Below are 12,512 nucleotides of genomic sequence, written 5' to 3' on the forward strand. Positions count from 1 at the left end.
GCGCTATGCCTTTATTATTGCTCTCGCAACTCATCGACAACAAGGTTAGTAATCAGCTTGCCGTGGGGAAAGCACTTCGCGATTTCCATTATGTCCCGGCTCACTGACAATCCCTTGCGTTTCCATTTGCTCAACAATTCGCGCAGCGCGGTTATAACCAATGCGGAACTGACGTTGAACACCTGAAATAGAAACGCGTTGTTTCTCTACAACAAACTCGACGGCTTGATCAAACAGAGGATCCAACTCTTCCTCTGCGCTATCATAACCGCCCCCTTCATTTTCATCGCTGCATTTGGTAATGCTATCAATATATTCTGGGCGACCGCGGGCTTTCCAATCATTCACCACCGCGTGCACTTCTTGGTCACGGACAAATGCCCCATGGACACGAACAGGAATCGATGAGTTAGGTGGTAAATACAGCATATCCCCCATTCCCAATAATGACTCTGCGCCACCTTGATCGAGGATAGTCCGAGAGTCAATTTTACTTGATACTGTAAAGGCAATACGCGTAGGTATGTTTGCTTTAATTAAACCTGTAATGATATCCACTGACGGGCGCTGAGTTGCCAATACTAGGTGGATACCTGCTGCACGTGCTTTTTGCGCTAGGCGAGCAATCAACTCTTCAACTTTTTTCCCTGCCGTCATCATCAAGTCAGCAAATTCATCAACCATGACGACAATATAGGGTTCTTTTTTCAGCATTGGATGCTCAGTTTCCATGCTGTCACTCGGTTTCCAGTGTGGGTCAGGAATAGGTCGCCCCATCTCTTCGGCAGCTTTAATTTTATCGTTGTAGCCAGCAAGATTACGTACGCCAAGCGCCGACATTAAGCGATAGCGACGTTCCATTTCATTGACGCACCAACGCAATGCGTTAGCAGCATCTTTCATGTCAGTCACGACTTCTGTCAGCAAATGTGGAATGCCTTCATAAATAGACAGTTCCAACATTTTCGGGTCGATCATGATAAAACGGACATCGTCAGGTTTCGATTTATACAAAATACTGAGGATCATCGCGTTGACCCCTACCGATTTACCTGAGCCTGTTGTCCCCGCAACGAGTAAGTGTGGCATTTTCGCCAAATCCGCAATAACCGGATCGCCTTCGATATCTTTACCCAACACCATTGTTAACGGTGATGCACTATGCCTAAATTCGTCACAGTCCAGTACTTCTCTTAAATAGACTGTTTGGCGTTTTTCGTTCGGTAATTCAAGCCCCACATATGGCTTGCCGGGGATCACTTCAACAACCCTCACCGCTGTGGTAGAAAGTGAACGGGCAAGGTCTCTCGATAAAGTGGAGATCCGCGCCGCTTTTACCCCCGGTGCCAAATCTAGCTCGAATCGAGTGATCACTGGCCCCGGAGAGAAGCCGACCACTTCCGCTTTCACCCGATAGTCATTTAAGCGAGCTTCAATCAACCGTGCTGTCTGCTCTAATTTAAACATGTCAACAGGCTCTTCTTGTGTTGGTGGCGTAGTTAACAAATCCAAAGAAGGCATAGGCGTCGTTGGTTTTGGCAATGGTTGATCATTGCGTACCAAGAACGGATGGAACAAGCTGTCTTGCTGCGGCTCCGGTTGTTGTGGTTGTTGCAGCGGAGCAAAAGTGTGCGACTGATTAGCAGAGATATCCGGTGTTGGAGCGACATGTTTTGTCACCTCATTCACTTGAGGTGTATTGTTTGTATTCTCCACGCTCGTTGCACTAAATGACGGCATAAATAAAGGATCTGCAGGCTCTTCATTAACCAAATCATTAACTGGCGAAAATTCATCTAATACCGAAATATGTTCACTTAGATCGAATTTAGGTTCAACTTTATAACCCGCATTCTCATCATCATCTTGCGCTGAGAAGGTATTTTTAGACTGGCTAAAGTGATGAGTATTTTGCTCAGTTTGTTCAACAGAAGCGGGCGCAGAAGACCAACGATGCTCTATTTCAGGTTGAGTATAATGAACCACTTTTTCTGGCGTTGGCGTCACTTCAGCCTGATGAGATATTGGTGACTCAGTCTCATCATGATGCTCAATATCACTGCCGTACCGTTCGCGCTGTTGCTGCAAAAATTGCTCACGGAGCCTATTTTCTTGTTCTTCATCTTGTTGTGGTTCATTCTCTGACGCAGCAGACCATTGTTGATATATCTGCTCACGTTGCAAAGCTTCTTCTTTACGGCGCTGAAGTTCAGCATCACGTTGAGAAGGAATGCGAATGCCATATAGCTCCCGACGGGTTGGTAACCGAACAGGATTTGGGCGAGGCAATTCAGGCTCCATATTTTGTTTAACCTGGGCGTGGCGCTCAAGAGCCGCAACGGAAATACCAGCGGCTGCCAATGCAGCGGGATCGGCTAGCCTATCTGTTACTGATCGCCCACTTGCCTGTGAAACCGCCTCACTGATAGAAGAAGCTGGCATCGATACATTTTGCTGCCCTGTTGGGTTTGCTAATGATGGATTATCAGTATGTTCTGTCGGTGTCGTTGCAGCAGGTTGTGCCTCTGCCCCCCAACGCTCATGTGTATAATGATTGGCAGGTTGGTTAACCACACCATTCTCTGGAGATACATTATGGCTTTCAGGTTGGTAGCCTGTTGGCTCCGCGACTTGTGCCTGAGGCTCACTGGTTTTGAATTGGAAATCCCTATCATACACAACAGGTTGATAATCATCCGGCACTTCAAAATGATAAGCTTCTTGCGGCTCAGAAGCTGAAAACGCAAGGGGTTCTTCAACTTCATCAATAGGTTGATTGGCAGCCAAAGGAGCCGCTTCTTCTGTGGGTTGAACCTCTTCGGTTTCTACTGCGGCTAATTCACTAATTGAGGGAGCGGAGAACAAAACATCGTCACTGTCTACATTATCAATCGCTTGGCGCTCTGCCTCCTGCGCCCGCTGTAACGCATCTTCTGTTTCTTCAACATCATACGCATCATAATCATCGCCGCGCGCACGATTAGTCATTAATGTGATAGGAATTAATACCGCCGCACCAATTTTTTCGGCAATCGTCAACCATGACCAGCCCGTAAACAGTGTAAAGCTAATTGCCCATAAAAAGAGCAATGCCAGTGTTGCACCTAAAGAATTAAACCATGGCATGATCGCATTACTAAACACACTGCCAATCACCCCACCGGACGCGAAATTCGGTAAGTCGTCAAAGTTAAGCGCAGCAAGACCGCATGATGAGAGGATCAGCGCTAACCCACCAATTAAGCGCAATGACAACGAAAAGAAGTCAATATAACGACGTTGGCTTTCATAATGGTAAATCGCCCAACAACCGAGTAGCAGTAGAGGTGGAATTGCAAATGCTAAAATCCCAAAAGCCGAAAAGAGAATATCCGCACTCCAAGAGCCAACACTTCCCCCCAAATTTTTAACCGGTGCATTCCATGTGGTTTGCGACCAGCTTGGATCTGAAGGATTGAAACTCATTAATGCCACCATTAAGAAAATGGCACTTAAACAAATGGCAAGCAAAATGACTTCGAGTAGCCGTCTTCCACTACTGAGTTTTTTTAATCGAACGTGTTTGTCTTCTGTATATTCTTGGCTCATTACTGTTTCTTTACTGACTGATGATGTCACCCATGCCGAAACGAACTCACTTGAATTCGCAATGATGATAAGCACATATTGAAAGCCATTCTAACACCAATCACCTTCTTGTGCGTGACTTGTTGCCTCTCAGGCAAACTAAACGACTGTAGACACAGCAAGATGCAGTATTTCATCTTACAGTTGAGGATTCAATTTCTATTTTACGTTAAAAATCTTAATTATTTATGGCTTTAATATCAATAGATTAAAACGAAGAGTTACAGCTATTTAGCCTATTTTCAGAAAAAATCATATCGACGCTGTGCCTTTAATCGGAAACAGAGTCAAAAAAGCGCTAAGAGAGATAAAATATTGGCCTCTAAAACGGAACAACGCTGAGTAAACTCAGCGTTGAAACTGCAGTGCGACAACCATAAATGATGTTGTGCAGAAATGAGACTATACAAGCCTATTAGCGTGTTTTAATAACCAAGCGGTTACTTTGCTTCACTTCTTCCATAACGACGTACGTACGAGTATCGTTCACACCCGGTAGACGTAGAAGAGTCTCACCAAGCAGTTTACGGTAAGCGGACATATCTGGCACACGCGTTTTCAACAGATAATCGAAATCACCAGAAACTAAGTGACATTCTTGGATCTCTTCAAGCTTTTGAACCGCTGTGTTGAATTGCTCAAACACATCTGGTGCGCCACGGTTTAGTGTAATTTCAACGAACACCAAGAGTGAAGCATCTAAGTAGTGAGGATTCAAAAGTGCTGTATAGCCAGAAATAAACCCTTGTCTTTCCAGACGACGCACACGCTCCAAACATGGCGTTGGTGACAAACCAACACGCTTAGACAGTTCTACGTTTGAGATACGCCCATCTTTCTGTAATTCGTTAAGTATATTCCTATCAATACGGTCAAGGTCTTTTCCTGGACGCTTTTTATTATCAATCATCTCTTTATCTCTCTTTCTCTAATTGTTATTTTCCACACCTATAAAACAGCACCATCCTCGCTCATACTTTATTTATTTAGGTATTCGTGTTCAGGAGCAAATTTTATGCGCAATGCTGAAATCGACGTGAACAGAACCCCTGTTCACAATGATCACCTGTTTGTTAAGTTATAAGTGCTGTAAAGTTAACTTTCCGGCAAGAACAAAAACACACCATTTGCATTGGTCTACTAGATAATTAACTCTTACATAGATGTTTTCGCAAATGCACAGCCGATTGTCAAAGCAAATGAATAAAAATCAGTACAAGATTTCGATTTTTTTTCTATTTAAACGTTTCGCTGTCCGGATTCAGGAATATTCCTAAAAATCCTACCACGTGACATAAGCATACTTGCCATACTAAATTTTCACTTTAATCACTATTATCTATCGCAAAAATAGCTCAGCTATAATTTACTTAGTATTTAAATCACTTTTTTTAGCTTGCCAATTCTCCTACAATCCCATTATCGCTATTTTTATACTGAAAATGAGGTATTCATGAGCACAGCCATACATCGCAAGCTAATCATTTTGGGTTCTGGCCCAGCAGGATACACAGCGGCAGTTTATGCTGCACGCGCAAACTTAAGTCCAGCTCTGATTACTGGCGTGGAAAAAGGCGGTCAGTTAACCACTACGACTGAGGTTGAGAACTGGCCGGGTGACCCTGAAGGCTTGACTGGTCCAGGTTTGATGGATCGCATGTATGAACACGCGACCAAATTCCAAACAGAAATTATCTCAGATCATATTAATAAGGTTGATCTTAAGCAGCGCCCTTTCCGTCTTTTTGGCGATGAAAACGAATATACCTGTGATGCCCTGATTATTGCGACAGGTGCATCGGCGCGTTATATCGGCTTACCTTCTGAAGAAGCCTTTAAAGGCCGTGGCGTTTCTGCTTGTGCAACTTGTGACGGCTTCTTCTATCGTAATCAAAAAGTGGTTGTTGTCGGCGGAGGTAATACTGCGGTTGAAGAAGCCCTTTATCTATCCAACATTGCCTCAGAAGTCCATTTGGTTCACCGTCGTGATAGCTTCCGCGCAGAAAAAATCCTAGTTGATCGCCTAATGGATAAAGTGAAGAACGGCAATATTACGCTGCATACCGACCGTACACTTGATGAAGTACTCGGTGACGATATGGGCGTGACAGGCGTCCGTTTGCGTAATACCAAAACCGATGAAACTGAAGAATTAGAGGTGATGGGGGCATTTATCGCGATTGGTCACAGCCCAAATACCGCTATCTTTGATGGCCAGCTAGATTTAGAAAATGGCTATATCAAAGTGCAATCCGGTACACATGGTAATGCAACGCAAACCTCTATCCCAGGAGTCTTTGCCGCAGGTGATGTAATGGATCATATTTATCGTCAAGCAATTACATCAGCAGGTACAGGCTGTATGGCTGCCCTAGACGCAGAACGCTACTTAGATGGTTTAGCGGATAAAAAATAGTATAACCACATCCATCCTGATCATTTTAGGCACCTCAAATAGGTGCCTTTTTTGCCCCCTCTTTATAGGATAAGTTCCTTTTTTTTCAGAGTAAGTTCATAGGGGAGTTTCCTCCATCAATCTACAATAATCAAATTATTGATACATTATTTTTGACAATTCGCGCTAGGAAATATTATGGGTCAACAAATACAACGAGAAGCTATCAGCCGCTATGCCTACCTTTTTGTCGCTCTACTTGCTATTATCCAATCGACCTTGATTGTATTGTCAACGGACTCTTCATTCTCGTTCATCTATAATTTAAGCGCCCCATATACCTATCTTCCTTTTATGGTCGCAATTTTTGTACCTTCTGCTGTCAGTTACTTAATTACGAATGCCAAATCAGCTATTTTCTATACTAATATCTTGATCATTGCTGTATTAACAGTCTGGATCACGCTATGGGATGCAAAGAACTTAGAATTAAGTTACAGTCAACCTCAATTTACTGCCTTTGCTACCTTAATTGTTCTTTTTTTCTTTTTGCTACCTTGGTTGCAGACACGTCAGTTAGTGGGTAGATGGCATATTGATTATAGCCACTTACTCGATTTTTATATTAAAAATACGCTATTAATGATTATTGCCACCGTCATTGGTGGGCTTCTGGTTATTTTACTTTATCTCGCCAGTTTTTTATTTACGATTGTCAATCTCTCTACTCTTAGTCAGCTTATTGATAACAATTTTACTTTATATTCAGGTTTCACTTTAGGATTTAATATTGGGCTGGTTTTTTTACGCTCAATATTTGAGTTTCGCTTTAGCCAATTTATCCATTATATCGCCCGCTTTTTCCTGATAATACTCCATCTTATTGCTGCCATATTTGTCGGTGGTTTTTTATTTTCATTTGTGATGAAACTATCGATATTAGAGGTGGGGGCTAGCGCAATACTGTGGTTCTTGGCTTTAAATATCATTTTAATTAATTTGACCTATGGGAATGGACACCACCAATACCAACGTTTTACATGGCTAAACACCTTAACGCTGTCTAGTATCATTTTATTGAATTTTTTCTCACTTTTTTCACTTTACGGCATTTTAGTGCGTGTCAACCAATACAGTTGGAGTGTCTCTCGCCTCTATGCCTTTAGCATCGCACTCTTTTTCACCGTCATTATTTTCGCCTACAGCTTTGCTATTATTCGCCGAAGAACGCTTTGGGCAAAATCTTTAGGTACCATAAACAAAGTAGGGATTGTAGGGCTAATGGCTGCCATCCTTATGATTAGTAGTCCGATTGCTGATTTTAACCGTATTACCGCAAACAGCATATTAGCCAGTATCGAAAATGGTAAAATTGACGTTAACCCTCGGCTCGCTTTTGCCTTAAAAGAACTCGGGCCCAAAGGCCAACAAGCTATCGAAAAGCTCAAATTAAATCCCAATTACACCGCTCTACTCTATACAGATATCGATATTGGTAATGAAAAAATGAGTAAATCCCCCAAAGAGGCCATAATTATCGCAAAAAATAGTGCCGAATTGCCGGAAAGTTGGTGGTCCCAAACACGCGAATCGAGCTGCATCAATAATTATCATCCACCTCATTGCCTAGGTTTTATGGCAGATATCAATCAAGATGGGCAAAATGAGGTTATCATATGCCGTGCTTCCCCTAAGAGTGATTCTTTAGCCTGTACTATTTGGCAATATCAAATAACTGATTGGAAGTTTATTGATCACCAAATCAGTCATTATGATTCGGTGGCACAGCGAGATAACGCATGGGATAAATTATTAAATGGTCAATTTAAATTAGTGCCTAAAGAATGGCTACAAGTGGTACCAGAGCAATAATATTTATGCGTGATAAATGGCTTTACTCATTTATGTAAAGCCATTCGTTGTTATGAACCTACAGCTTATCCCTTGTATGCTAAATGCCACACATCTTGTAAACTCACCGACATCGCTCTAACAGGTTTAACTACCTTATTGATTTTAGTTTTGCATGGATGACAATTATCATTTACCTTTATAAAACATATTGATAACAATCATCTGTGCTATTTTAATAACACACTTTTATTATGCAACATATCGCGAATAAGCTGCTATGATAGGTAAAAACTCCGTTAAGCTTTAATCCATTGGCTTATTTTAGCTAGCGGCACACTCTCAATATAAAACTATACCTGCACACTGATCATTATGGATAAAACAAGACAGACTGAATTGGTACGTTGGTTGAAACAGCATAGTACATCCGCAAAACGTTGGCTGCGTATATCTATGCTATTAGGCGTTGTTAGTGGTCTGCTGATTATCGCACAAGCGTGGTTCTTGGCGGTAATATTGCAAGCTCTGATTATGGAACACACTCCACGAGAGCAACTTCTGACCCCTTTTATCCTACTCCTTGCCGTATTTGTGCTACGCGCACTCCTAACGGTTATTAGAGAGCGAGTGGGCTTTCGTTGTGGTCAAGTTGTACGCCAAGAAGTACGCAACATGGTCTTAAATAAGCTACAAGCGCTAGGCCCTGTATGGGTAAAAGGTAAACCAGCCGGTAGCTGGGCGACTATCGTTCTAGAGCAGATAGAAGATATGCAAGAGTACTATTCGCGCTATCTACCACAAATGTATCTTGCTGGCATCATCCCTATTATGATCTTGATTGCCATCTTCCCATTTAACTGGGCCGCCGCCTTAATCTTGTTTGCAACCGCCCCGTTGATCCCCATTTTTATGGCCTTAGTGGGACTCGGTGCCGCAGATGCTAACCGACGTAACTTTGTTGCTTTAGGTCGCCTCAGCGGTAGTTTTCTCGACCGGTTACGCGGCTTAGATACATTACGACTGTTTTTCCGTGAAAAAGCAGAAGTGCAACAAATTCGTGAATCTACCGAAGACTTTCGCTCAAGAACCATGGAAGTCCTTAGAATGGCTTTCCTCTCCTCTGGTGTGCTTGAGTTTTTCGCCTCAATTTCAATCGCTATCGTAGCCGTCTATTTCGGTTTTTCCTATCTTGGCGAATTAAATTTTGGAAGCTATGGGTTACCAGTCACCATGTTTGCCGGTTTTCTGGCATTAATTTTATCGCCTGAGTTTTTCCAACCTCTACGTGATTTAGGCACCTATTATCATGCCAAAGCTCAAGCGGTAGGCGCAGCAGAAAGTTTGGTGACATTGTTAGAAAGCGATGGCGAACAAAAAACAGAAACTGGGGATAAGACACCGCAAGATAAACCCATTCAAATTGAAGCAAATAAGTTAGAAATCTATTCCCACGACGGTCAACGTCTTGTCGGTCCTCTCGATTTTACTATCGAGCCACAACAGCGTATCGCTGTTGTCGGGCAAAGTGGTGCTGGGAAAAGCTCTTTACTCAATCTTTTGTTAGGTTTTCTTCCCTATAAAGGCTCGATTAAAATTAATGGGGATGAGCTAAAAGAGCTTTGCCCAGATAAATGGCGTGCATTAATTGGCTGGGTGGGTCAAAACCCTCATTTACCAGAACAAACGCTTATCGAGAATATCTGCTTAGGTAAACCGACTGCTTCAGAGGCTGAAATACAACAAGCCATTGATGATGCCTATGTTTCCGAGTTTCTCCCTATGCTACCTGATGGCTTAAATACACGCCTTGGCGACTATGCTGCCAGGCTATCCGTTGGGCAAGCTCAACGTGTTGCTGTCGCGCGTACACTCTTAAAGCCATCGCGTATTTTATTACTGGATGAACCAGCTGCTAGCCTTGATGCGCACAGTGAAAAACGGGTCATGCATACTCTTAATCAACTAGCTCAACAGCAAACGACAATTATGGTCACCCACTTACTCGAAGAAACGGTTAATTACGACCAAATTTGGGTGATGGCAAATGGTCAAATCATTCAGCGTGGTCATTATGCACAATTGAGCCAATCGGAAGGGCCGTTTGCCCGCTTGTTGGCTCACCGTAGTGAGGAGCTTTGATAATGCGAGTTCTATTACCTTTTTTGGCTCTCTATCGCCGACACTGGTTTTTGATCCTGCTCGGCATGATCTTAGCCATCGTGACTTTACTTGCCAGTATTGGGCTACTTACTCTATCAGGGTGGTTCCTCGCTGGGGCGGCAATTGCAGGTTTTCCGGGGCTTTATTATTTTAATTATATGCTGCCTGCTGCTGGTGTCCGCGGTGCCGCTATTTTCCGGACCGCAGGTCGCTACGCCGAACGACTGGTTAGCCATGATGCCACATTCCGAGTTTTGGCCCATTTACGTGTGTTCGCCTTTAGTAAAATATTACCGCTCTCACCGGGGGGGATCAGCCGCTTCCGCCAAGGGGAAATTCTTAACCGCCTTGTGGCGGATGTCGAAACCCTCGATCACCTATATTTACGTGTTTTATCGCCGATTTTTGCTGCTTTTGTCGTGATCTTTGTCCTGATTTTTGGGTTGAGCTTCCTTGACCCTCGCCTAGCGTGGACACTCGGTTGTATTATGCTGTTTTTATTATTTACCTTACCGTTTGTCTTTTATCGTGCAGGTAAGCCCATCGGACAAGAGCTGACTTACTTACGTGCCCATTACCGCACTGTCCTGACATCCGCTTTACAAGGGCAAGCGGAACTGACTTTGTTTGGAGCGCTTCCCCGTTTTCGCCAAACATTGGCAAATATTGAAAGCCAATGGCAAGTGCGCCAACAACAGCAAGCCAATCTAACAGGGGTATCTCAAGCCATTATTCTATTTGCCTCTGGTTTTACTGCTACTTTGTTGTTGTGGATGGCGGCAGATCATGTGGGGGGGAATACTAACCCAGGAGCACTCATTGCTTTATTTGTCTTCTGTGCACTGGCCGCTTTTGAAGCCTTAGGCCCTGTCGCCGTTGCTTTTCAGCATATGGGGCAAGTGATTGCTTCTGCTGAACGTGTTTCTCAGCTAATTGATGCCAAACCAGAGGTAACATTCCCTGACAACGGTTTATCCCTTCCCCAATTGGAAAGCCTTGTTGTCGACAATATTTCATTTACTTACCCCGAGCAACCTTTCGCAGTTTTAAAACAGGTTTCGCTTTCACTGCTACCGGGGCAACACATCGCCTTATTAGGTAAAACAGGTTGTGGGAAATCAACACTTTTGCAATTACTCACTCGAGCATGGGATGTTGATAGTGGTATGATCAAAATTAATGGTCAAAATATTAGTGACTATAGTGAACAAGCACTGCGTTCGCTCATGTCAGTCGTTCCACAACGGGTACACATTTTTAGTGATACCTTGCGTAATAACCTACTGCTCGCTAACGATAAGGCAACCGACAAACAGCTCATTGAGGTGTTAGACCAAGTTGGTCTTGGTAATTTGCTGGAAAATGAGCAAAAACTTAACGCTTGGATGGGTGAAGGTGGTCGACAATTATCGGGTGGAGAGCAGCGCCGCTTAGGGATCGCTCGAGCGCTATTACATAATACGCCATTAATTTTAATGGATGAGCCAACCGAAGGGCTTGATGCACAAACAGAGCAGCAGATCCTTGCCCTGTTAAAAGAGAAATGTGCCGATAAGGCACTAATTGTGATCACCCATCGCATGCAAGGTATCGAGCAAATGGATACTATTTGCGTGATGGATAACGGTGAAATTGTTGAGCAAGGCTCACATCAGGCGCTTTTAGATTTAAAAGGCCGCTATTTTCAGTTTCGCCAGCGCCATTTACAACAGCAGGCCCTGTGAGGCACATCATGTACCAGCTCGATGATGACTCCTATCTGTTCCCGCCCGTCCATGAAGCGATGCGGGAACCTAATGGCCTGTTAGCTATTGGTGGCGATTTAGCGCCAGATCGGCTGAAGGCTGCCTACTATGATGGCATTTTCCCTTGGTTTAACCCGGGCGAAATGCCATTATGGTGGTCACCCGATCCTAGAGCGGTTTTAATGGTTGGCGAATTGCACATTAGCCGTTCGATGAAAAAGTTATTGAGAAAGCAAAAGTATCGCGTCACTGTCAACCATGCCTTCAAAGATGTCATCGCAGCTTGTGCGATACGTGACGAAGGAACATGGATTTTACCTGAGGTGCGTGAGGGGTATCAGGCACTTCATGAGCAGGGGATCGCTCATTCTATTGAGGCGTGGTATGGTGAAGAACTGGTTGGCGGCCTGTATGGCGTGAACATGGGGCACCTATTTTGTGGGGAATCTATGTTCAGTCGGATGAATGATGCCTCCAAATTTGCTTTTATTACATTTTATTTTCATTTTTTGCGCTATAATGGGCAGCTTTTTGATTGTCAGGTACTTAACCACCATACCGCCTCATTAGGCGCAAAAGAAATATCCCGTCGGGATTTTTTACATATTCTTTATCGGTGGCGTAACAAAGCGATTGAGCCCGCCTGCTGGTTACCGCAATCGATTGAAATACCGCCATTATTCGAATAGCGAATTTTGGCTTTACGTTATTTTATGCCCATACTGTTCAAG

6 protein-coding genes and 2 pseudogenes are annotated in these 12,512 nt (G+C 43.6%); 5 read left to right on the forward strand and 3 right to left on the reverse strand.

The features are described 5' to 3' along the window. Positions 1-45: 45 nt before the first annotated feature. The 3 genes and pseudogenes from I3B46_RS15560 to lrp form a co-directional block, all read right to left on the reverse strand. Positions 46-2,733: pseudogene (locus I3B46_RS15560) on the reverse strand (DNA translocase FtsK); the annotation flags it as partial. Positions 2,734-3,075: 342 nt separating this feature from the next. Next, positions 3,076-3,588 (reverse strand): annotated as a pseudogene (locus I3B46_RS22750) (DNA translocase FtsK 4TM domain-containing protein); the annotation flags it as partial. Between the two features lie 454 nt (positions 3,589-4,042). Next, on the reverse strand, positions 4,043-4,537 hold the full coding sequence (gene lrp / locus I3B46_RS15565) for a leucine-responsive transcriptional regulator Lrp (protein ID WP_004918089.1): 495 nt from the start codon (positions 4,535-4,537) through the stop codon (positions 4,043-4,045). A 543-nt stretch (positions 4,538-5,080) separates the two neighbouring features. On the opposite strand from lrp, the gene trxB reads away from it, so the two are divergent. The 5 genes from trxB to aat all read left to right on the forward strand — a co-directional run bounded on the left by trxB (position 5,081) and on the right by aat (position 12,470). Next, positions 5,081-6,043: a thioredoxin-disulfide reductase gene (trxB, locus tag I3B46_RS15570; protein ID WP_004918087.1), complete on the forward strand. Its 963-nt coding sequence runs from the start codon at positions 5,081-5,083 to the stop codon at positions 6,041-6,043. 177 nt (positions 6,044-6,220) lie between these two features. Next, positions 6,221-7,894 (forward strand): DUF7057 domain-containing protein, encoded by a 1,674-nt coding sequence (locus tag I3B46_RS15575; RefSeq protein ID WP_104873361.1) that lies wholly within the window; start codon positions 6,221-6,223, stop codon positions 7,892-7,894. 354 nt (positions 7,895-8,248) lie between these two features. After that, positions 8,249-10,015 carry a heme ABC transporter permease/ATP-binding protein CydD gene (gene cydD / locus I3B46_RS15580; RefSeq protein ID WP_014657832.1) on the forward strand — a complete coding sequence of 589 codons (1,767 nt, stop codon included), beginning with the start codon at positions 8,249-8,251 and terminating at the stop codon, positions 10,013-10,015. 2 nt (positions 10,016-10,017) lie between these two features. After that, the gene (gene cydC, locus I3B46_RS15585; RefSeq protein WP_014657831.1) at positions 10,018-11,760 is read left to right on the forward strand and encodes a heme ABC transporter ATP-binding protein/permease CydC; all 1,743 of its coding nucleotides are present in this window, start codon (positions 10,018-10,020) and stop codon (positions 11,758-11,760) included. An 8-nt stretch (positions 11,761-11,768) separates the two neighbouring features. Beyond that, complete coding sequence (gene aat, locus I3B46_RS15590) at positions 11,769-12,470, forward strand: leucyl/phenylalanyl-tRNA--protein transferase (protein WP_163762150.1); 702 nt, start codon at positions 11,769-11,771, stop codon at positions 12,468-12,470. The last annotated feature ends 42 nt before the right edge of the window (positions 12,471-12,512 follow it).

Source organism: Providencia sp. 2.29, assembly GCF_015832305.1.
Lineage (GTDB): Bacteria > Pseudomonadota > Gammaproteobacteria > Enterobacterales > Enterobacteriaceae > Providencia > Providencia stuartii.